At 38.8% G+C, this 21,319-nt stretch carries 23 protein-coding genes and 1 riboswitch; of the genes, 22 read left to right on the top strand and 1 reads right to left on the bottom strand.

All coding sequences use genetic code 11. The annotated features are described in order from the left end of the window. Position 1: 1 nt before the first annotated feature. From hisC to BLR54_RS05160, 7 genes are all read left to right on the top strand, one after another. Positions 2–1,060: a histidinol-phosphate transaminase gene (gene hisC / locus BLR54_RS05190; RefSeq protein WP_090417693.1), complete on the top strand. Its 1,059-nt coding sequence runs from the start codon at positions 2–4 to the stop codon at positions 1,058–1,060. A gap of 10 nt (positions 1,061–1,070) precedes the next feature. After that, a complete protein-coding gene (locus BLR54_RS05185; RefSeq protein WP_090417691.1) occupies positions 1,071–1,547 on the top strand; it encodes a COG2426 family protein in 477 nt (158 codons plus the stop codon). Positions 1,548–1,556: 9 nt separating this feature from the next. Continuing rightward, on the top strand, positions 1,557–1,736 hold the full coding sequence (locus BLR54_RS05180) for a hypothetical protein (protein ID WP_090417690.1): 180 nt from the start codon (positions 1,557–1,559) through the stop codon (positions 1,734–1,736). Positions 1,737–1,769: 33 nt separating this feature from the next. Beyond that, positions 1,770–1,964, top strand: a complete 195-nt coding sequence (locus BLR54_RS05175) for a DUF6472 family protein (protein ID WP_090417688.1) — start codon at positions 1,770–1,772, stop codon at positions 1,962–1,964. Positions 1,965–2,816: 852 nt separating this feature from the next. Then, positions 2,817–4,475: a GH25 family lysozyme gene (locus BLR54_RS05170; protein ID WP_090417687.1), complete on the top strand. Its 1,659-nt coding sequence runs from the start codon at positions 2,817–2,819 to the stop codon at positions 4,473–4,475. 101 nt (positions 4,476–4,576) lie between these two features. Continuing rightward, positions 4,577–5,617: an acyltransferase family protein gene (locus BLR54_RS05165; RefSeq protein WP_090417686.1), complete on the top strand. Its 1,041-nt coding sequence runs from the start codon at positions 4,577–4,579 to the stop codon at positions 5,615–5,617. A 131-nt stretch (positions 5,618–5,748) separates the two neighbouring features. After that, the gene (locus BLR54_RS05160; protein WP_090417685.1) at positions 5,749–6,246 is read left to right on the top strand and encodes a shikimate kinase; all 498 of its coding nucleotides are present in this window, start codon (positions 5,749–5,751) and stop codon (positions 6,244–6,246) included. 176 nt (positions 6,247–6,422) lie between these two features. Here BLR54_RS05160 and BLR54_RS05155 read toward each other — a convergent pair whose 3' ends face one another. After that, positions 6,423–7,127: a hypothetical protein gene (locus BLR54_RS05155; protein WP_242871201.1), complete on the bottom strand. Its 705-nt coding sequence runs from the start codon at positions 7,125–7,127 to the stop codon at positions 6,423–6,425. 308 nt (positions 7,128–7,435) lie between these two features. Between BLR54_RS05155 and BLR54_RS05150 the strand changes: the two genes are divergently transcribed. The 15 genes from BLR54_RS05150 to ribH all read left to right on the top strand — a co-directional run bounded on the left by BLR54_RS05150 (position 7,436) and on the right by ribH (position 21,207). After that, positions 7,436–8,659 carry a DUF6273 domain-containing protein gene (locus BLR54_RS05150; RefSeq protein ID WP_090417684.1) on the top strand — a complete coding sequence of 408 codons (1,224 nt, stop codon included), beginning with the start codon at positions 7,436–7,438 and terminating at the stop codon, positions 8,657–8,659. 156 nt (positions 8,660–8,815) lie between these two features. Then, positions 8,816–9,517, top strand: coding sequence for a zinc metallopeptidase (locus BLR54_RS05145; RefSeq protein WP_090417682.1), 702 nt, complete (start codon positions 8,816–8,818; stop codon positions 9,515–9,517). A gap of 1 nt (position 9,518) precedes the next feature. Beyond that, positions 9,519–10,265, top strand: coding sequence for a GNAT family N-acetyltransferase (locus BLR54_RS05140; RefSeq protein WP_090417680.1), 747 nt, complete (start codon positions 9,519–9,521; stop codon positions 10,263–10,265). 3 nt (positions 10,266–10,268) lie between these two features. Then, positions 10,269–11,096, top strand: a complete 828-nt coding sequence (locus BLR54_RS05135; protein ID WP_090417677.1) for an AraC family transcriptional regulator — start codon at positions 10,269–10,271, stop codon at positions 11,094–11,096. A 228-nt stretch (positions 11,097–11,324) separates the two neighbouring features. Further along, complete coding sequence (locus BLR54_RS05130) at positions 11,325–11,648, top strand: hypothetical protein (RefSeq protein ID WP_090417673.1); 324 nt, start codon at positions 11,325–11,327, stop codon at positions 11,646–11,648. A gap of 110 nt (positions 11,649–11,758) precedes the next feature. Then, positions 11,759–13,246, top strand: coding sequence for a hypothetical protein (locus tag BLR54_RS05125; protein ID WP_090417671.1), 1,488 nt, complete (start codon positions 11,759–11,761; stop codon positions 13,244–13,246). A 22-nt stretch (positions 13,247–13,268) separates the two neighbouring features. Beyond that, entirely contained in the window at positions 13,269–13,661 is a 393-nt protein-coding gene (locus BLR54_RS05120; protein WP_090417657.1) for a hypothetical protein, read from the top strand. Positions 13,662–13,675: 14 nt separating this feature from the next. Beyond that, positions 13,676–14,272 (top strand): hypothetical protein, encoded by a 597-nt coding sequence (locus tag BLR54_RS05115; protein ID WP_143008400.1) that lies wholly within the window; start codon positions 13,676–13,678, stop codon positions 14,270–14,272. A gap of 212 nt (positions 14,273–14,484) precedes the next feature. Then, on the top strand, positions 14,485–15,501 hold the full coding sequence (locus BLR54_RS05110) for a hypothetical protein (protein WP_090417653.1): 1,017 nt from the start codon (positions 14,485–14,487) through the stop codon (positions 15,499–15,501). A gap of 53 nt (positions 15,502–15,554) precedes the next feature. Continuing rightward, positions 15,555–16,136: a hypothetical protein gene (locus BLR54_RS05105; protein WP_090417651.1), complete on the top strand. Its 582-nt coding sequence runs from the start codon at positions 15,555–15,557 to the stop codon at positions 16,134–16,136. A gap of 263 nt (positions 16,137–16,399) precedes the next feature. Continuing rightward, positions 16,400–17,440: an ATP-binding protein gene (locus BLR54_RS05100; protein ID WP_090417649.1), complete on the top strand. Its 1,041-nt coding sequence runs from the start codon at positions 16,400–16,402 to the stop codon at positions 17,438–17,440. Between the two features lie 118 nt (positions 17,441–17,558). After that, positions 17,559–17,673, top strand: a riboswitch (FMN riboswitch). A 180-nt stretch (positions 17,674–17,853) separates the two neighbouring features. After that, on the top strand, positions 17,854–18,951 hold the full coding sequence (gene ribD / locus BLR54_RS05095; RefSeq protein ID WP_090417647.1) for a bifunctional diaminohydroxyphosphoribosylaminopyrimidine deaminase/5-amino-6-(5-phosphoribosylamino)uracil reductase RibD: 1,098 nt from the start codon (positions 17,854–17,856) through the stop codon (positions 18,949–18,951). Then, positions 18,951–19,583: a riboflavin synthase gene (gene ribE / locus BLR54_RS05090; RefSeq protein WP_090417645.1), complete on the top strand. Its 633-nt coding sequence runs from the start codon at positions 18,951–18,953 to the stop codon at positions 19,581–19,583. The genes ribD and ribE overlap by 1 nt, the downstream gene beginning before the upstream one ends. Then, positions 19,544–20,740 (top strand): bifunctional 3,4-dihydroxy-2-butanone-4-phosphate synthase/GTP cyclohydrolase II, encoded by a 1,197-nt coding sequence (locus tag BLR54_RS05085; RefSeq protein WP_090417643.1) that lies wholly within the window; start codon positions 19,544–19,546, stop codon positions 20,738–20,740. Before ribE ends, BLR54_RS05085 begins: the two co-directional genes overlap by 40 nt. Before the next feature lie 2 nt (positions 20,741–20,742). Then, positions 20,743–21,207: a 6,7-dimethyl-8-ribityllumazine synthase gene (gene ribH / locus BLR54_RS05080; RefSeq protein WP_090417641.1), complete on the top strand. Its 465-nt coding sequence runs from the start codon at positions 20,743–20,745 to the stop codon at positions 21,205–21,207. The last annotated feature ends 112 nt before the right edge of the window (positions 21,208–21,319 follow it).

Genomic DNA, 21,319 nt, shown 5'->3' with positions numbered 1-21,319 from the left:
CATGGCAAGTTGGACAGACAACGTTCGCAGAGTAGTTCCTTACACTCCAGGCGAGCAACCAAAACAGGCAAAGATAATCAAGCTTAACACTAACGAAAATCCTTATCCACCATGTGCTGGTGTTCAGAAGGTACTTTCAGGTTACGACATTAACGACCTTAGAAAATACCCTGATCCTGCCTGCAGCATCTTAGTTGATGCCCTTGCAAAGTATCACGGTTTGGATTCTTCACAGGTTTTTGTTGGGGTTGGCTCAGACGATGTTCTTGCCATGAGCTTTTTAACCTTCTTTAATTCAGACAAGCCAATTCTTTTCCCAGACATCACATATTCTTTCTATGATGTTTGGGCTGAGTTGTTTAGAATTCCTTATGTTCAGAAGCCTCTTGATGCAGATTTCAAGATAGTTTCTTCTGATTACGAGGAGGCCTGTGGTGGTATAGTGATTCCAAATCCAAATGCGCCAACAGGTGTTTCAGAACCAGTAGAGTTCTTTGAGAATATCGTAAAGGCTCATCCTGAGTGTTTAGTTATTATTGATGAGGCATATGTGGACTTCGGTTCGGATTCATGTGAAGAGCTGATTCGTAAATACGATAACGTCCTTGTAGTTCGAACTTTTTCTAAGTCTCGTGCTATGGCAGGAAATCGTATTGGATACGCTATGGGCAATCCAAAGCTTATTAAGTTCTTATCAGATTGCAAGTATTCCTTCAATTCCTACACCATGGATTCAATCACTCTTAAGGCTGGTGTGGCATCTATTGATGACGATGCATATTTCAAAGCCAGAGTGGAGGATGTTATTGCCACTCGTGAGTGGACAAAGAATGAGCTCAAAACTCTAGGATTTACTTTCCCAGATTCAAAGAGCAACTTTATTTTTGCTAAGCACGCATCTACTGATGCTGTTTATATATTTGAGGAATTGAAAAAGCGCGGCATTTTCGTTCGTCACTTTTCAAAGCCTGAGCGCATAGCAGACTATCTTCGTATCAGCATCGGAACAGATGAGGAGATGAAGACGCTGGTAAGTGCGCTGAAAGAAATTATTAGTTAGGAGTTTTTTAATGTTAAAGAAGTTTATTATTGTCTTTTTGATTTCAATGGTACCATTAGTTGAACTTAGAGTAGCAGTTCCAACAGCTATCGGAATGGGCCTTCCAGTTATACCAAGTTATTTAATTTGTATCATCGGAAACATGCTTCCAGTTCCTTTTATTTTCTTCTTCGCAAGAAAAGTTCTTGAGTGGGGAAAAGATAAGCCGGTCATTGGTGGTTTCTTTACTTTCTGTCTTGAAAAAGGAGAAAAGGGTGGAGAGGCTCTTAAGGAAAAAGCTGGAAAAGGATTATACTGGGCTTTATTCTTATTCGTAGGTATTCCAATTCCAGGTACAGGTGCTTGGACAGGTACTCTCGCTGCTTCAATCTTAGACATGGATTTCAAGAAGAGCGTTAAGGCAATTATGTGTGGTGTAGTACTTGCAGGTATTATCATGGGAACTGGTATGAAGGTTGTATTACTTCTCAAATCATTCCTTTTCTAGGAGTTCTAAATGAACACAGCAAATATGTTAATTAACGTGGCTGCAATTTTAGCTGGCCTTGTAATTTATATTTTGATTTCAAACACTAAATGGGGCAAAGCCCACCAGGATTACCAATACGCCATTATGCTTATGGCAATGATGGCTGCAGTGCTTATAGGCGGTCTTGTCCGCTGGCTAATAGTCTAAAGCTAATCCTTGTGTTTGTTGGAGGTCTAACTTATGACTAAGAAAACCAAAGGCCAAACGGCTTGTGAATATTGCAACAACTTCGTATGGGACGAAGAAGACGAGCAGTACTACTGCGAGATGGATATGGACGAAGACGACTACGTTCGTCTCGTAACCGGCCACTACAGCGAATGCCCATACTTCGTCAACGGAGACGAATACAAAGTCGTACGTCACCAAATGTAACCCAAATCCCTCGTACCCACGAGGGATTTTTTAATACCCCAAATTCTGCCCCCACAACCTACCATATTCTATGAGCCCCGTGCTGGCACTTCTTTATGTAGTTAGTATTGTCTCCCCTCCCTGCCCGCGGCCGCCCTCCATATCTTTGCGGCAAAGCCAAAGAATTTGTATTTTCTAAATGCTACACTGCGCTTTCTTTATGGTAGGTGTCTTTTAAATTCATTGCACTTTATGCGCTACAGTATGCACTGCTCAGACACACACTATCTTTAGTAATGCTCACCATCAGGGGCTATAACTATCAGTTGCTGTAATTTGGAGTGAGCTTAGTAAAATAAAAAGCAGGTTTTGTATGTATAGGCAGCAGCCGCTAGGACGACGGCTGCAGTGGTCACTTGAGACACGATGTTGAATGTGCCACGGTGACTATACATTCAAAACCTGCTTTTTTAATTTTACTTAGCAAATGGAGTATGGAAGCAACTGATAGTTATAGCCCCTGATGGTGAGCATTATTTAAACTAACTAGTGTCTGAGCTATACATACAGTAGCTTTAAAGTGCAACACCAATTAAAAGACACCTACTAAAAGCTCGTTTGTAGCATTAAGAAAATACAAAATTCTTTGTCAATCATGCTCGCAAAGATATGGAGGGCGGCCGCGGGCAGGGTGGGGAGACAATTTTAAGTTCGAAAAAGAAGTGCCAACACGGGGCTGACAGGGGTTGTGGAGGCTGTAGGGGCAGAAAGTTGTTGGTTTTGTGTTTTTTTTCTAAATTTTAGAGAAATTTAGGGAAAAGGGGTGGGGGAATATGATAGAATAAACGCAGAAGTTTTCTAGGAGGTAATGAGGTGAAAAAATTATTTAAGGTGAGAAATTTAGCGAAGTCATTCACTGCGTTTGCGTTGGCAGTTGTAATGACTTTTTCTGTGTCTATTACAGCAAATGCTGCGGGTAACCAGGGTATTGACGTGTCGAAATACCAGGGTGGCATTAACTGGGCTGCAGTGGCACAGTCAGGGGTAGGCTATACCTTTATCAAGGTCGGTAGTACAAAGAGCGGAATTGATCCATATTTCGCTACAAATGTTACAGGTGCGCAGGCTGCTGGCATCCGTACAGGTGTCTATATTTATTCTTATGCTACAACTGTTGAGGCAGCAGCACAGGAAGCTGCATTGGTGCTTCAGTGGATTGAGCCATACAACATTAATTTCCCAGTTGCATTTGATATCGAGGATAAGACACAGAAGGGTCTTGATGCTAACACATGTACAGCAATTGCTAACACATTCTGTAGTATCATTGCTCAGGCTGGTTATACACCAATCCTTTATACATACACAAATTTCTACAAGGCACATTTTACATCAGGTCTTGCATATGATAAGTGGATTGCTCAGTATGCAGATCATAACGATATTGCTGGATGGGCAATTTGGCAGTACTCTTCAGGCGGAGCAGTTCCTGGAATCGCAGGTAGAGTTGATATGAACATCGCTGCGAAGGATTACACTGCATTTATTCCTCAGGTTGGTTTGCTTGATTTAGGAAATGGTAATACCTTCTTCTTCAACAACTATCGTAGACAGTTCGGTTGGGTAGATATTGGAGGAGTTAAGTATCACACGGATCCAGCCACAGGTATTGTTACCTTCGGATGGTTCGCTGATGAGACCGGTGCTTACTACTTTATGCCTGGCACAGGTAATGCGGCTACAGGTCTTAATACCATTGGTGATGGAATTTACTACTTCAACGAGGCAGCACAGCTTCAGACAGGTTGGTTAGAGCTTGGTGGAAACACCTTCTTATTTGACCCAGCTGCTAATGGTAAGCTTTATACTGGCTGGTGGTCAGATCCAGCTGTTGGTGTTCGTTATCTCGACACCACAGATGGTCACATGGTTACAGGCCTTAATACCATCGACAAGGATACTTACTACTTCAACGAGCAGGGCTTCCGTCAGGTTGGCTGGATAGAGCTTAACAAGCTTACATATATGTTCAATCCAAACGACAATGGTAAGCTTTACAAGGGATGGTGGACAGATGCTACAGGCACTTACTACTTAGACCAAACAGATGCTCATCGAGTTTCAGGTCTTGTTCCAATTGACAAGAGTGTTTACTACTTCAACGAAGCTGGTCAGATGCAGGTTGGTTTAGTTAAAGTTAACGGAGCAAACTACTTCTTCGGAGCAGACGGCAAGATGCAGACAGGCTTCCAGACAATTGGAGATGCAACATACTACTTCGGTGCTAACGGCGTAATGTCAACAGGTGTCATCCAGGAGAAGGATGGTGTTTACTACGCTGGAGCAGATGGCAAGATTGTTGTAAATCAAGTTGTAAAGATTGGAAATGATCAGTTTGTATTCGGTGCAGACGGAAAGCTTGTTATTAATCAGGTAGTTCAGATTGGTGAGAATCTCTACCAGACAAACGAGACAGGTGTTGTAGTTGCTTCAGCACCAGCTCCAAAAGCTGACACAAACACAAAGAAATAATTTAAGAATTCGCGGCTCTTTGGTCTCCAAGGAGCCGCTTTTTTGTTATAATATGGTCCAAAAGGATGGGAACTTGATTTACAACATAAGGAGTACTTGAATTGAAAGAGAGAATAATTGGTTATGATATTTTGAGAATAGTTGGAGTGTTTGCTATATTCTGTTATCACTTTATAAATATAGGTATGCCTTATGGTGCAATTGGGGTATATAACACTAATGTGGGTGTGCCCTTCGCCATATTTGTCAGACCAGCCTGTATCTTTTTGCTTATGATTTCAGGATTTGCTCTTATGTACAATAATGAGCAGCAGTTGTCAGCTAAAAATTTTTATGTCAGACGCTTCAAAAGTTTGATGATTCCTTTCTATGTAGCATATGTTTTGATGATGGGAATAGGCGTGGTGCTTTTGAGGTGGCGCCCTTGGCGGTCAACACCAAAGCTTAGCTTCGTATATACGATATTTGGAATCGATGGTTTAATGGCTAACTATCAGAGCAACTTTTATCTGGTGGGAGAGTGGTTCATGTCATGCATAGTAATATGCTATTTGTTGTTTCCACTTTTGGCTTTATGCTATAAGACTAAATGGTCAAGATACGTGACACTAATTGTCCTTGGAGCAGTTTATCTTGCACTCATGCTTATAGGAAATCCCTTCAAGGTGAATTCAATAGAGAATCCTCTATTTGTACTTTTCTATTTTTATCTTGGAATGCTTCTGAAGGATTTAATTGCAGAGAAAGCAATTCCTCACTGGCTAAGTGCAGGAGCTTGGATGTGTGGTGTGACCGTTTACTTAATAATTCTTTTTAGTAAGTTAGGTGTTGTTCTGCCGAGAGCAAACTACTCTCAAAATGCTCTTGAGGGGCTTTACTTTATACAAGTTCTTTCATTGTTCATTGCTTTAAGGTCGGTGGGAAGAACTATTAGTGATTCAGTCAAAAAAATCATTTTATATTTGTCAAAAATTAGCTGGCAGGTGATTCTGATACATCATGTTATGGCAGTGATTTACTTTGCTCTGTGTGGTGGATTAGGAAATGTGATGATAGATTTTGTCATTGTTTTGTTTCTTACATTAATCCTTGCAGAAATTTGTGGAAGAATTTCAAACTTTATTAAGAAAAAAGCTTTCTAGTTTGTTATAATATGGCCCAAAAGGATGAGAACTAGATTCTCAACTTTTGTGGCCGGGGGATGGCCCAAAAGGATGGGAGCTAGAGCTTCAGAAATGACTTCAAATGATGGCACAGGAAAGGAAAAGAGTTCATGAAGGAAAACATCGTATTAATTGGTATGCCAGGAGTAGGTAAGAGCACTTTGGGGGTTGTGCTTGCTAAGGAATTGGGGTATGAATTTGTGGATGCTGATTTACTGATTCAAAAGCGAGAGAAGCGACTTCTTAAAGAGATTATTGCCCAGGATGGTGTAGATGGTTTCCTTAAGATTGAAAACGATGTAAATGCCAACATTGATTCTACAAAGACTGTTATCGCTACCGGCGGTAGCGTAATCTATGGCAAGGAAGCAATGGAACATTTAAAGGAAATTGGTACTGTCGTTTATTTGAAGCTTGATTATGAAACTCTCGACAGCCGCCTTGGCAGCCTTAAGGGCCGCGGTGTTGTCCTGAAAGACGGCCAAAACCTGAAGTCTTTATATGAAGAACGCGTACCATTGTACGAAAAATATGCCGATGTAACCGTAGACGAGCATGGCCTCGATCTCGAAGCCACCCTCACCCACGTATTAGAAAATCTGGAATAAAAAAGTAGCTAGGACACATAATCCTAAAAGGATGTATCCTAGCTTATTTTAATGAGCTGGTAGGTAACAAGCTCTTATATTTCTCAAGCGAACCTTTCTATGGTGAGCGGAGAAATCATAAGGCTTGTGACCGTAACCAGCGGACTAAATGTAACCAGCGGACTAAAGTACTTAGATTATCTGTCAGCTACTTTTTTATATCCAGTTTTCACTAGCCACTTCTGGTCTATGACCTTGATCTCATCTCCAAATGCAATGTGAAGTCTCACAGAAGCTGGCTGCTTTTCAATTTCTTTCACAATTCCAGTTCCGAACTTAGGATGATTTACCTCATCGCCAACTTCATATTTAATCTGGGAATTTTCCATATTTTTATACATACGCTGAGTGCGATAAGTATCAAGCATTCTAACCTGGTTGTGGTCCACACTTGGGCGAGTAAGTACTGAATCGTAGTCTACCTTTTTCAGGCTCTGGCCCTCCACATAGTAATCAGATGGAATGGCACCGATAAGTGAACAGCAATATTTCCAAGCGCTGCCGTGAACGCCAGGCTGCCAGTTGTACTGTTCTGGAATATTAATATGTCTTGTCATGTAGTGAGCGTATTCGTGCTTGTAGAGGTTAACTCTGTCAGTTTTTGAAAGCTGCTCATTCAAGCAAAAGCCAATAAAGAATAATGAGAACTGGAACTGTTCTTCATCATCGTAAGAAGGTGGCAGATACGAGCCTAAAGCCTTTTCATCCATACCAAAGGTGATTGGTACATCTGCACCGTGAAGTCCAAGCTTGTGGTCAAGGACAGAATAAAGAGCGGTAATTTCTGCACGCAAAATTGGTTCTTCATCGTGCAACATTTTAAGCATATCTTTTTTAGTCATGTGGTACTCCTTATAAACGAAAAACTGTTCATTAGTATAGCAAGCAAAACGCCGTTTTACAATTACCAAACGTAGGAAAATGTAGCTATTTTTGAAAAAATTTTAGACGTGTATTTGAACAGTATTTTGCCAAGAAAAATTGGACTAAATTTGGTGATTATTAACTATAAAATAAAAATAATTATTGCCGAAATATTATCTGAAGCTATATCAAGGTTCGTTTTTTCTCGTGCAAAAAAATGAGAAGGATAAACCTGTAGGGGAGGAAAATGTTCTTATGGAAAAATAAGAAATAGGAGCATTTTGAGATGAAAAAACAAATTAAAATTCTAAAGAGACTATTTTCAGTAAGCATGGCAATTTTGTCAGGCTTTCTTTTGCTGTATAACCCAATTACATCAGAGGCAGCTTCATCTAAGAGCAAGGATGCAACCTATGCGGTGGGAGACGACATTACCATGGGACGCCTGGATGGAATCCTTCTGAACTGGACCATCCTTAAATATGATGACAAAACCAAAACTGCTTATGTGATTGCTAGAAAGTCTATCTCTTCAATTTCAATTACCAATTATCGAAAGTCTATTAGCAATTTATATACAACTTCAGGAACTACAGCTGGCTATGTTCGCTGGTCTGATAATTTCTGGAGAGGTTGGTGCAATGAAATCTTTTACAAACAGAGCTTTAATGAAGCGGAGCGAGCAATGATTGTAAAGACCACCAGCACCGAGCAGGATGGTAAAAACTGCTTGCTCAATTATTATCACGATACTAAGCTTGACGCGGCTTACCTGTCAGGTAAGGCGAAGAATCCTTTAAGCACTGCAGTTTATAACAGCCAGACTACCACAGCAGATTACATCTTCTTTATGTCCGCTGATGAGTTCAGAGAGTATAGAGATAATATTAAGACTGTGGATTCCTTTGGATACTGGTCTCTTAGAACAAATGCCCACGATGATCCTGTTATGGGTTTGTTTGTAAAGGATTCTGATAAGCTAATTTATAGAGATTATTATTATGGTGGAGATTCCATACGTCCAGCTATGACAGTTAAGCTTGGTCAGACAGATGATGAAAAGAAGGCAGCTGAGGAAGCAACTAGCTCAAGCTCTACAGACTCTAAGGATACAAAGACATCAGATACAAAATCCTCAGAGACTAAAACAAGCACTACCACTAGCAAAACTACAACTACATCAACAACCCAATCTACAACAAAGACAGCTACAAAGAAAAAGAGCTATGCCAACAACGGAACCAACATAGGAAATGTGATGTTACCGGATGAATCCTTCATAGCCCTGTCCACGGGAGCTACGGCGCAAACTGCCATCAACATGGCCTACCTAAACAGCTCCGAAAAGGATTACACCGTCACCTACACCTCCTCAAATGCAGGAGTGTTCACGGTGGATTCGAAAGGTATAATCACTGCCACTGGCAAAGGCACTGCAACTTTATCAGTTCGTATGAAAAAATCCAACGGAAAGGTGTATAATATGTCTTGCAGAGTTGATGTTACCTAGAGATAGAATTGAACAGTAATTTCACCATCCACAGCCACCAAAAGCTGTGGATGTTTTTTATTTAATAAAACTTTTATATTTTTTTATTAGTAATCTGGCGGCAATAGAATTATACTAATATTAGTTTTGAATATTCATTATATTAGGAGGTGGGCCATGTATTACGGATATGGATATGGCTTTGATTGGACAATTATTTTGGTGCTCATTGGTGCATTAGTCAGCGGAATTGCTTCGCTTAATGTTAGGGGAACCTTCAACAGATACAACAAGATGATGAACTATAGGGGCATCACTTCAAATCAGGTGGCAGAGCATATTTTGCACGCCGCAGGAATTTATGATGTTAGAATTGAGAGAGTTAGAGGAAATCTTACAGATCACTATTCTCCAAAGGAGAAGGTGCTGAGACTTTCTGATTCAGTTTATGGACGTACTAGCGTGGCAGCTATTGGTGTTGCAGCTCACGAGTGTGGTCATGCGATTCAGCATCAGGAGGAATATGCTCCACTCAAGCTTCGTTCAGCATCAGTGCCACTTGCAAATATCGGTTCATGGGTTTCATGGCCAGTTATTTTAGTTGGTCTTTTCATTGGTTCTACACCGCTTGCTCAGTTTGGAATCTTCCTATTCACATTTGTGGTAGTGTTCCAGCTTATCACTCTTCCTGTAGAGTTTGATGCAAGTGCCAGAGCTCTTCGAATCCTTGAGCAGGACAATATCCTTGAAGGAGAAGAGCACAAGGGTGCTACAAAGGTTCTTAAGGCAGCAGCTATGACTTATGTGGCAGCATTGTTTACAACCATCCTTCAGTTGCTCAGATTAGTACTTATTGTAAACGGAAGAAGAAGGGACTAGTGTGAATTATCTAAAGCACATCTTAAAAGTTCATGATTTAAAGGATTTGCAGCCTGACTATGATGAGGGGACTTTGGTCCTCTCTGACAGCCAGGCTGTTATTGATGAATGCCTTAGGCTGGGGCAGCCGGTGGCGGCCTATTCCGATGATGATAGTTCTCAGTTAAGATGTGATTATATTTTGATGGATGTGGATGATATAGATGACTATGTATTCGAGCGTGTTTACCGCAGATGTAAGGGAATCCCTTGGGATATTTCAGATACAGCCAGAACTTACATCAGAGAGTTTTCCATGGAGGATTTGGACGACCTATTTGAGCTTTATGCAAAGCCTGACATGACAGATTACATGGAGCCCCTTTTTGAATACGAAAAGGAAAAGGATTATCAGGCCAATTACATTGAATATATATACAAGCTATATGATTTTGGAATGTGGCTGATTTATGATAAAATAACAAACAGGCTGATTGGCAGAGCAGGCATTGAGGTTCGTGAAACCTGTCAGGAAGAAGGGCAAGCAGAGCTCGGCTTTTGCATCGCCTCCGACAGATGGGGACAGGGCTTGGCCTACGAGGTTTGCTCAGAAATAATCAGGCTGGCAAAGGAAGAATATGGGCTAAGCAGTCTTATAGCTCGCTGCGACCCAAACAACAAAGCCAGCAGAGGCCTTTTAGAAAAATTAGGCTTCACCCTTTTGTATATGCAAGAGGATGGAGACTGTAGATATGTTTTGGAGATATAGGTTATGGATTTAAAAGATTACCAACACGAAGTCGTTGTCACTGATGCGGGGCTTCCTTTCAAGTTATTTGAATTTGAGGGAGCAAATGGCAACTATATTCGTGAAAAGCATTGGCATCGTTCAATCGAGATTTTTGCTGTGTGGAATGGAAAGCTGGAGTTCACTCTTCACGACAAGAAATTCCCACTTACAAACGGTGAATTTGTAATTGTTAACAGTAACGAGGTTCACAGTATCGTGGCACCAAACCCAAACAAGACAGTGGTGCTTCAGATACCTCAGGATACTTTTGCAGAATATTTTACAGATGATCAGTTCATCTGGTTTTCCCACGGTGACAGAGAATCAGACCATCGTGTGTTCATTCTCTTAACTGAGATGCATCTTATTTACACAAATGGTGGAGAAGGAAACAAGCTTCAGGTTCTCAGCCTTTACTACGAGCTTTTATATCTCCTCGTTACAAAATATCGTAAGTTCAATGTTAATGAGGAAATCGTCAAGAGTAACAAGCAGTTGAAGAAGCTGTCAAGCATCACCAGATATATGAAGGATCATTATTCTGAGCCACTTTCGTTGGAGATGATGGCTGACCAGTTTAACTATTCGCCTTCATATCTTTCTCGTATGTTCCAAAAGCATGCTGGAATCAACTTCAAGGATTATCTCCTTGGCATTCGCCTTGAACATGCAGTTCGTGAGCTTGAGGAAACAGGCGGACAGATTGTGGATATCGCTCTCGGAAATGGATTTCCAAACTCAAAGGCCTTTTCTAACGCCTTTAGAGATAAATATGGGATGCTTCCAAGTGAATATAGAAAAAACAATTAAAATGAGATGACTACGTCTTAGGGCGTAGTCATTTTTTATGTGGGCAATTTTACGGAATTGTAGTTGACGTAATGGATTCTATTTGTTAGAATTCATTGACTATATTTTAAGAATTTCTTTTATAGGTAGTATTCATATAGATATTTCACTTAAATTTCTAGCACTAATCTTACACCGTATCAGGGAATACTTCATGTAATTGTTAGCAGTTTTTTATGGTAGGGAATTATGGAAAAGGATAACGAAGACTCTTTGGAAATTGTTTCTAAGGAGAGAGAATCATTGCGCGATTTAGAACGTCATCTATATAGAGAAAATGATGATTTTGAATCTTACATTTATGAGCACAGAAGTCATTTGAATAATGTAATAAATAGTTATAGACCTGATTCTAGAATAGCAGATATTTACGAAGAAAGACTCCGAATATCGCGTAAACTTGAAAACGATTTATTTGAGTTTAGGGATGAACTTCAGGCACATTTTGCTAGGAAGTTGGATGAGCTTGATGAGAGAGAATATGATTTGAAAAATAAAGAGGATGATTATTAAATCATAAGGAGTATATAAGTGAAAGAAACAGATAAGCTATATCCTGAGAAATTAAAAGCTCAGGAATTGGAAATTAGAAAAAATTAATAAATGACAATTATAATCTTGGAATGTTAGCTAAAACCTTGGATGCATACTCTAATAATGATGCATTTAAAGGAAAAGCGTATGATGCATTAAGGGCTCAGTTTTCTGATTATAAATTAATATTCAGTGAAGTGAAGTCATCTAATAATCAGATGATAGCTGATTGTATAAAGTTACGTAAGTTAATAGGTGATGAAATCTATGATGGTCCAGAAATTTTTGCACAACAGCGACAGGCTATGACTGATAAGAAAAATGCTGAGGATGAAGCCGCATCGTGGAGATCAAAGATAAATGATGACACTTGGGAATTATGTGCTTGGTATTATGAATTAAGAGCTAAAGCTTGTGACGAGGAAGCTCAGCGTTGTCAGGATATATATGATGCTCTTATGCAAAAAAGATTAGATTTTAATGCTATTGAGGTAGCCACTAGAAATCTGTTTGACTGTTCTATTGACAGAGCTATACAGAAAGCATGTCTGACAGAAATAGTAAAAGCTTTTCATGATGGGCAATATATTATAGATGAAAATCAATCATGGCGAGTAAACCTTAGAGATAGGAGCACAAAAAAGATTTCTAACTGGGATGAAGATGTATATGTTGCAATGAGAAAACTAGGTACTTCTGATGAGGAAATGCGTGCACTTAGAGAAAAAGGTGTTACTATAACAATGAAGGACGTTGATGCAATAAAAGCATCTAAAACCCAGATGAATGCAGTGTTTACACAGGATAAAACTGCTATTATTTATGGTGGAAAGGTTTATTATGTAGATGTGCCAGTAAACATAAATAATAATAATAATAATAATTGGACGATTGTTGATGAAAAGACAGGTTGGGATTTGATTGTGGATATCTCTCAAATGTTTATAGGTTTAGATGTAGATAGTATAGATTCGGACGGAGATGTATATGATAAAAGTGGAAAGCAATTATCGAATCAATTAGACCTAAATAACTTGAAGGCTTTTAAAACTTTTAATGCCGGATTATTTCTGCTTACTGCACCTCAACTAATTGATAATACAACAAATTCTTATAATACTAAGATGATTTTTGAGACGGATGGATTTGTTAACCGTGTTACTATAATGATAGGTGATAGCGACTATAGAAAGCGGATGCAAGAGACACAATACTATGGAGTAATTAATTCTTATAAGAATCAGTATCCAAATGTAAAAGCTCAAGAGCAAGCATCTGAACAGGCAAAGGCAATATATTTATCAATAGTTGGCGATGGTGTAGATGATAAGTCGGAATATACAATATTGAGCACACTTGATGAGAGACATAAAAATGACTATTATCAGGGATACCTGTATTATGAAAATGATAAGCTAATGTATAAACCCATTGTTTATTCAGGTGATTCTGGATGGGTAGCTATTTGTGATTATTCAGGAAATGTTTTGCAGAAAATGATAGATTTTACTGAATATTTGGAAACACCTAGTTATGCACCAAAATTCGCAGATGTTTTAAATAAGACTCTATATTAATATAAATTTTTAGGAGATTTTAATGATTTTTTCTACAAGTAGCAGATTAGTAGGAGCTGTAATTGTGTTGTTGTTTTTTACTCCTGCTATTCTATTCTTCATAAGGATTGAATGTTTAGATAGACAATTAAAAGATAAGAAAAAATGGGGAATAACCACAGCCCGTTTAACAGGAAAAAAAGAAAGGTATGATGAGCCTGTTGGTAAAGAAGGATATAATCGAATGGTGGAATTAAGACGTGTAAAACGACATACTGATTATCAGATAGAATATGTAGTAGACGGAAAAAAGTATGTTAGATACATTTCGGATCATGAGGCAGGTGGTCGTAAACATGGTAAAGTTAAAATCAGATACCTAAAGAAGCGACCATCAACATTTAGAGTTGTTAGAGAAAAGGATAGTTGGAAATAAAAGGAGTGGAGCTTATGAAAACAAAATTACCAATTATTGAGATTCTTATTGTTATTCAGGGGTTGCTGTTTGGATTGTTTGGTACATTTGGAGATATCGCAATTCAGACTGTTAATAGCAGAGTGGCTGTTGATGTAGTGTTGTGGATTATTCTTTTTGCAGTGATAGATTATTTATACAATCAGGATTTAAAGCATGCAGCAAAAATGTCAGTAGTATTTACAGGATTCTGGAGTATTGTTGAAGGTGGCTTACGATTTCTTCTATTATTCCTTGTTGGAAGAGATATGGATGTTGCGTATTATGCTTTGTGCTTATTGCAGATAGTGCTATGTCTGGTTAGCGTTATGTTTTTTATTGCCTTATTGGGCAATGAGGTGAATAAGGGCGGTGTTGGCCTTATTGGAGCGATGGTTGTAGTGCTAATTCTTTTCTTGATAGTTACATCATATGTATTGAAGACTGTACCAGAATTTGATTCTCAGTCTTTATTTGAGATGACATTTCAGCCTGTTTTTTATCGTGATGAAATTATGAGAAAAATTATACTTTTATTCTATGTGGTTGAGGGAGTCTTGTGCAGCATATATTGCCGTGTAAAGACACGATAAAAAATGTTTAATAGATATTTTTATAAGGAGTAACTTCCATATTTGGGGAGTTACTCTTTTTTTATGAAATGATCATTCCCTATAATGTTGCACTGTGGTATATGGGGTCAAATGTTACGAAATTGGCATATAAATTAATAAATTATATACTTATTTTTACGTGCGCGTAAACATCACATACGCTACGTATAGTAACATTTGGAGGATAATATATGAATGAAGAAGTAACAAAAAAGGACTCTTCTGTTAAGAAGAAATTACTAATGCTAATCATAATTGCCATTGCGGTTGTGGCAGTTGCATTAGTTGCATTATTGGTGATAGGTGCAACTGGGCTTTCTAATGGCGATGAGGTAACCCTTACTTGGAATATTGATGCTGACTACCTTAAGAATAATTATGGTGTAAGGGTTAAGAGCTCTGAACAGAAATTTGAAGTTAAGGATTTGAAGAAGTTAGATACATTTGATCCTTTTGAGGATTTGGAAGTAACTTTCACCGGCGTAAATTGTAAGGGTGAAGCTAATCTCAAAGTTAAAAGCAAGGATGAAATCTATGATAATGTTATCTTTACAGCAGACAAGGATGAAAAACTTTCTGAGGGTGATACTGTCACTGTAACCTTTGGTTCATCTTTAGGTGATAAAATTGGAGAACATTGCGCTGAAAATTATGGCAAGGCTCCAAGTGAGACAACAAAAGAGTACAAGGTTGAGGGACTTGGAGAGTATGTATCTTCAGTTTCACATCTTTCAGATACAACCCTTAATGATATGTATGAAAAAGCTGTAAAAGCATGTGAGAAGGAATTAAAGAAATGGGAATTCGCTGGTACTAAGCTAGCGCTTGAAAGCTCAGAACATGTTGGCACCATGGTAATGAATAATAAGGAGGGCAACGGAAACAAGGTTAATCTGTTTATTAAGTTAGATGTTAAAATCACTCCTCCTGAAGAAGGAAATGAAAAAACTATAACTGTCTATCGTTCTGCAAATTATAAAAATGTTGTTGTCTACGGTGATAATGAATGCACTTACAATGCAAAGGACATTGGCTTAAATTATAATGAACTTGTAGAATACACAGTGGGCGAAAAGTTTTCTGGCGGCTCATTCCACAAGTTTTCTATGCCAGGTTTTGAGTCTTTGGAAGAGGCAGCTGCTTATGTAACAGAAAAGTGTCAGGATGAATATGACATTGATTCAAATTTAACTGTAGCTGCTGAGTAATTTTTTGCGGGGAAGCTGAAGGATATATTATATAGTCTAGAGAGGATAATATAATGAAAAAGAGATTAATTGCGTTTGCTTGTGTAGCTATGGCTGTTATGGCAACAGTTACAGGCTGTGGGGATAAGAGTAAAAAGGCACTGGATAAAAAAGCAATTCAGGCTGAAGCAGCAGTGGAAAATGATATTGTAGACGATTCTGGTTTAAAGCTGACCAAGTGTACTGTAGGCGACGATACTTATGAAATCACCTTCAATATGCCTGAGGGGGCAGAGGAAATAAAAAAAATAAAAGGTGAAGAACTTACTCAGTACACATATAAAAAAGAAGATGTTGCAACCATTTCTATTGATATTGATAAAGATGAGCCTAACCCAATTACACCTTACACCCCTGACGGTTTAGAGGTGAGAATAAAAGATGTTGTTAAGGATAATTTAAAGGACTTAAAAGTTGAGGCCTGCACTAATTCTGGCATAAGTGGAGCAAAAGCTTCTTATGGCTTTTTAAATCATTTTTCAGATAGATGTCTGGAAATATATTCGTTAGAGGATGGGGAGACTAATATTTTGATAACTGTTACATATTTGACTCCTGAACCATCCTATAAGTTTGATTTCTCGATTAAAAAGTAATTGAATCTATAGAGCAAAAAATGAGATGACTACACCTGGTGGTGTAGTCATTTTTTATGATGGATTATGATAAAATATGCGAATTATGATGGATTATGATAAAATATGCGAATTATGATAGATTATGATAGATTATGATTGATTATGATAAAATATGCGAATTATGATAAATTATGATGGATTATGATAAAAAGTGCAAATTATGATGAATTATGATAAAATATGTGTTGTATGATAATAATCCATATAGTGAGGTATAGATTATGAAGAAAGACAATCCATTTACATTAACATTTGGCAAGCAGCCAGGAGAATATATATCTAGATATGAAAACACAGATACTATAGTTAGCACCTTTGAAGCTAATAATCCTATTAGTCAGGCATATCTTATTGAAGGTGTCAGGGGTAGTGGAAAAACTGTACTGATGACAGCCATTGCAAATTATTTTTCAGAAAGAGATGAATGGGTTGTTGTTGATTTGAACTCGACACAGGATTTAATAGCAGATTTTGCGCAGAGATTATATGGTGAGTGTAATAAAATCCCTAATTTATTAAAGTCTGGATTCAGCGTATCAGTAGCAGATGTTGGAGTTGGAATAAATGGAACAGGACAGACTCAGGATAATGTAGGAATTATAGATGATATATTATCTTCTTTAAAAAAGAAAAATAAAAAAGTTCTTATTACAATAGATGAAGCAATGCCAAGTGAAAATATGAAATTTTTTGCTAGCCAGTTTCAGATATTCATAAGAAAGGATTATCCTATATACTTGTTGATGACTGGATTATATGAAAATATTTATGCTATTCAAAATGATCCAGCTCTTACATTTCTGCTTAGAACTCCAAAGATTAATATGGAGCCACTTAGCATTCTTCAGATTACAAAACAGTACAAAGCTATCTTCAAGTTAGAAACAGAAGAAGCACATAAAATGGCATTGATTACAAAAGGGTATGCTTTTGCGTTTCAAGCATTAGGGATGCTTTACTATGAATATAATGATACTATGCAATGGGATGAAATATTATCAAAGTTCGATGATTTGTTAGATGACTTTGTATACAAGAAGATTTGGGAAGGCTTGTCTGTAAAGGATAGAGATCTAGTTAGAGTCATTGGAGCTGGAGCTACTAGTGTATCTGAAATATGTGATAAGCTTCAAATATCCAACACAAGCTTTCCTAGATATAGGGAACGTCTTTTGAAAAAGGGAATCATCTCTGTTGCAGGACGTGGTTTAGTGGAGTTGTCACTTCCAAGATTTGCTGAGGTTATTGAACTTTATTCATAGAAAAAAAGATAATGATTATATATTACATTCTATGCTGATACAGTCAAACAAATTATTAAATTATTGGATTGTTCCGTTGACTTTAAAGATTGGTTAGTATAGAATCTACTCAATTGAATAGTATCTTCAGGGCAGGGTGTGATTCCCTACCGGTGGTATAGCCCACGAGCCGCAAGGCATGATTCGGTGTGATTCCGAAGCCGACAGTATAGTCTGGATGAAAGAAGATGTTAGGTGCAGGTTTTGTGCACCTGGTTTATTTTAGAATTATTTTAGCTCTGAGATTATATATCTCAGAGCTCTTTAAATTTAGAGATAAACTATAGATTCTTGAAGGGGATTTTCTAGTTCCCTTGGAAGAAGTCATTTTTGCCTTGGAGAAATCCAAGGCTTTTTTATTTGGGAGGAAAATTATGGAAGATAAAACCTACATGCAGCGAGCCCTAGAACTTGCAAAGCTAGGTGCCGGATTCGTAAATCCGAATCCTATGGTTGGGGCTGTGATTGTGAAGGATGGTGTGATTATAGGTGAGGGGTATCACCAAAAGTATGGTGGGCTTCATGCGGAGCGAAATGCCCTAAAGGATTGCAAAGAAAAAGGAAATAATCCTAAAGGTGCAACCATGTATGTGACCTTAGAGCCATGTTGTCATTATGGCAAAACGCCACCTTGCACAGAGGCTATTATTGAAAATGGAATTGCAAAAGTGGTTATTGGAACGTTAGATGTGAATCCTGTGGTGGCAGGAAAGGGTGCCCAGATTCTCAGAGATAATGGTATCCGTGTGGAGGTGGGAATCCTCGAAAAGGAATGCAAAAATCTCAACCGAGTATTCAATAAATATATGTCCACTAAGCTTCCTTATGTGGTGATGAAATATGCTATGACTGCTGATGGAAAGATAGCCACAACAAGCGGTCAGTCAAAGTGGATAACAGGTGATGAAGCCCGTGAAAATGTTCATAGACTTCGTAATAGATTGTCGGGAATTATGGTGGGTGTCTCTACGGTAATCATGGACAATCCTATGCTGGATTGTCGATTGGAGGAGCCTACTGTTAATCCAATAAGAATAATCTGCGATTCGTATTTACGAACTCCGTTAGATTCAAAGATTGTTCAAACAGCAGGTAGCATTAAGACTATCCTGGCGACCTCATCGGAGGATGAGGAAAGAGTCGCTGAGTATGAAAAAAGGGGCTGCTTGGTTTTGAGATTACCGAAAACCAAGCAGGGAATTGATTTAAAGGCTCTTATGACTGAGCTTGGTAGTATGGGTATTGATAGTGTTTTGCTTGAAGGCGGAGGAACCATCAACTACAGTGCCTTAGAAAGTCAAATTGTCGATGAGGTGCATATTCATATGGCGCCAAAAATTTTCGGAGGTGATAGCAAATCCCCAGTGGGAGGTCTTGGCATTTCAGATATCAACCAGGCAATCAGACTGAATCCTATAAACACCACTTGGGCAGGAGATGATTTGATCATAGAAAATGAGGTGATTTACTAATGTTTACAGGAATAGTAGAGGAGCTGGGAAAGGTTGAGCGAATCACCAGAGGTGGTAACCAGCAACGTATATTCATCCAGTGTAAGAAAATCCTTGAGGATATTCATCTAGGGGATAGCATAGCAGTAAATGGAGTGTGCCTGACGGTGGTGGAGCATAGCACCAGAGGTTTTTCAGCAGATGTAATGAATGAAACCTTTTCAAGGTCTAGTCTGGGCACATTGACTTCAGGAAGTGTGGTGGATTTAGAGAGGGCTATGGCTGCCAATGGTAGATTTGGAGGGCACATTGTTTCTGGACACATTGATGGTATAGGAACCATTAAAAGTATCCACCAGGATGGAAATGCAGTATGGTTTGAAATCACGGCAGAGCCGAAGATTCTTGATGGAATTGTTGAAAAAGGTTCCATAACTATAGATGGAATCAGCCTGACGGTTGCCGCAGTAAGCAAAAACAGCTTTAAGGTCAGTATCATCCCTCATACCTTAAAGGAAACAGTTTTAGGACACAAGAAAATCGGAGACAGGGTAAACCTTGAAAACGATATTGTTGGTAAATATATAAAGCAATTTATAGAAAGGGAGAACACATGCAACGACAGTCGATTGAAAGAGCTATTAATGATTTGAAAAATGGAAAAGTCATCATGGTTATGGATGACGAAGGCCGAGAAAACGAAGGAGATTTCATTTGTGCAGCAGAGTTTGCCACCACAGAAAATGTAAATCTCATGGCATCAGTGGGCAAAGGTCTTATATGTATGCCAATGAGTGAAGAGCTTTCCTACAAGCTAGCATTGCCACCTATGGTAAAGCACAACACAGATAATCATGAAACCGCATTTACGATATCCATCGATCACATTGACACAACCACGGGCATATCAGCGGCAGAGCGTGGTCTAACAGCAAGAAGCTGTGTAAGTGATGATGTGAGTCCTATGGATTTTAGACGTCCAGGTCACATGTTCCCACTTGTGGCAAAGGCTGGAGGTGTAATAGAGCGTCCGGGGCACACAGAGGCCACCGTGGATTTGATGAAGCTGGCAGGTCTTAAGGAATGCGGCCTTTGCTGTGAAATTATGGCAGAGGATGGAAGCATGATGCGAGGGGAAGCTTTGCGAAAGTTAGCAGAGAATATGGGCATTACCTTTATCACAATTCCTCAACTGGTGGAATATCGCAAGGTTTATGACAAGCTGGTGGAGTGTGTATCCATCGCAAAGATGCCAACAAAATACGGTGAGTTCGTGGCTCATTGCTATATCAACAAAATCAATGGTGAGCATCATGTTGCCTTGGTTAAGGGAGACATCAGTGACGGTGAAGATGTGCTTTGCAGAGTTCATTCTGAGTGTCTTACAGGTGATGTGTTTGGCTCACTGAGATGTGATTGTGGTCAGCAGTTTGATGCTGCCATGAAAAAGATTGCCTCAGAAGGTAGGGGAGTTCTTCTTTATATGAGACAAGAGGGACGAGGTATAGGACTTGTAAACAAGCTGAGGGCATATAAGCTACAGGATGAGGGTATGGATACATTGGATGCAAACATTGCCCTTGGCTTCCCTGGGGATCTTCGTGAGTATTACACTGGGGCGCAGATTTTAAGAGACCTTGGCATCCATTCTCTAGAGCTTCTTACAAATAACCCTGATAAGGTTTATCAGTTGGAGGACTATGGAATGGAGATCAGCCGCAGGGTTCCTATAGAAATAGAAGCAAACAAATACGATATCTTTTATTTAAAAACAAAAAAGGCCCGCATGGGACATATATTGGAGGTATAATCATGAAAGTTTATGAAGGTAATTTAGTATCACAGGATATCAAAGTCGGCATCGTAGTGGCCCGTTTCAACGAGTTCATTACTTCAAAGCTATTAGGTGGAGCAATTGATGCCCTTAAAAGAGAAAACGTAAAAGATGAGGACATTGAGGTGGCATGGGTGCCAGGAGCTTTTGAGATTCCGCTCATTGCAAAGAAGATGGCAGAAAGTAAAAAATATGACGCTGTCATTTGTCTTGGTGCAGTTATCAGAGGTGCAACCTCTCATTACGACTATGTATGTGCCGAGGTTTCAAAGGGAGTGGCTCAGGTAAGCATGAATGCGGGAATCCCAGTTATGTTTGGAATCCTTACAACAGATACCATTGAGCAGGCCGTGGAGCGTGCCGGAACAAAGGCTGGAAACAAAGGATTTGAATGTGGACAGGGCGCCATTGAAATGGTTAATCTTATTAGAGAAATGCAGTAATGCGTTGTATCCTTGAACAATTATAAATATGAATAGTGGCATTTTCTTGACATAATTCACAAAAGAAAGTCAAAAATAAACCATCACGTAGTAAATTTTTAAAAGTCTCTAA

Source organism: Pseudobutyrivibrio sp. YE44 (assembly GCF_900104335.1).
Taxonomy (GTDB): Bacteria; Bacillota; Clostridia; order Lachnospirales; family Lachnospiraceae; genus Pseudobutyrivibrio.
This window is presented reverse-complemented; position numbering and strand designations above follow the sequence as displayed.

Bases quoted from the DNA above. Each gene is read 5' to 3' on its own strand.
- hisC (WP_090417693.1), top strand. From the start codon at position 2: ATGGCAAGTTGGACAGACAACGTTCGCAGAGTAGTTCCTTACACTCCA.
- BLR54_RS05185 (WP_090417691.1), top strand. From the start codon at position 1,071: ATGTTAAAGAAGTTTATTATTGTCTTTTTGATTTCAATGGTACCATTA.
- BLR54_RS05180 (WP_090417690.1), top strand. From the start codon at position 1,557: ATGAACACAGCAAATATGTTAATTAACGTGGCTGCAATTTTAGCTGGC.
- BLR54_RS05175 (WP_090417688.1), top strand. From the start codon at position 1,770: ATGACTAAGAAAACCAAAGGCCAAACGGCTTGTGAATATTGCAACAAC.
- BLR54_RS05160 (WP_090417685.1), top strand. From the start codon at position 5,749: ATGAAGGAAAACATCGTATTAATTGGTATGCCAGGAGTAGGTAAGAGC.
- BLR54_RS05155 (WP_242871201.1), bottom strand. From the start codon at position 7,127: ATGACTAAAAAAGATATGCTTAAAATGTTGCACGATGAAGAACCAATT.
- BLR54_RS05150 (WP_090417684.1), top strand. From the start codon at position 7,436: ATGAAAAAACAAATTAAAATTCTAAAGAGACTATTTTCAGTAAGCATG.
- BLR54_RS05145 (WP_090417682.1), top strand. From the start codon at position 8,816: ATGTATTACGGATATGGATATGGCTTTGATTGGACAATTATTTTGGTG.
- BLR54_RS05135 (WP_090417677.1), top strand. From the start codon at position 10,269: ATGGATTTAAAAGATTACCAACACGAAGTCGTTGTCACTGATGCGGGG.
- BLR54_RS05130 (WP_090417673.1), top strand. From the start codon at position 11,325: ATGGAAAAGGATAACGAAGACTCTTTGGAAATTGTTTCTAAGGAGAGA.
- BLR54_RS05125 (WP_090417671.1), top strand. From the start codon at position 11,759: ATGTTAGCTAAAACCTTGGATGCATACTCTAATAATGATGCATTTAAA.
- BLR54_RS05120 (WP_090417657.1), top strand. From the start codon at position 13,269: ATGATTTTTTCTACAAGTAGCAGATTAGTAGGAGCTGTAATTGTGTTG.
- BLR54_RS05115 (WP_143008400.1), top strand. From the start codon at position 13,676: ATGAAAACAAAATTACCAATTATTGAGATTCTTATTGTTATTCAGGGG.
- BLR54_RS05110 (WP_090417653.1), top strand. From the start codon at position 14,485: ATGAATGAAGAAGTAACAAAAAAGGACTCTTCTGTTAAGAAGAAATTA.
- BLR54_RS05105 (WP_090417651.1), top strand. From the start codon at position 15,555: ATGAAAAAGAGATTAATTGCGTTTGCTTGTGTAGCTATGGCTGTTATG.
- BLR54_RS05100 (WP_090417649.1), top strand. From the start codon at position 16,400: ATGAAGAAAGACAATCCATTTACATTAACATTTGGCAAGCAGCCAGGA.
- ribD (WP_090417647.1), top strand. From the start codon at position 17,854: ATGGAAGATAAAACCTACATGCAGCGAGCCCTAGAACTTGCAAAGCTA.
- ribE (WP_090417645.1), top strand. From the start codon at position 18,951: ATGTTTACAGGAATAGTAGAGGAGCTGGGAAAGGTTGAGCGAATCACC.
- BLR54_RS05085 (WP_090417643.1), top strand. From the start codon at position 19,544: ATGCAACGACAGTCGATTGAAAGAGCTATTAATGATTTGAAAAATGGA.
- ribH (WP_090417641.1), top strand. From the start codon at position 20,743: ATGAAAGTTTATGAAGGTAATTTAGTATCACAGGATATCAAAGTCGGC.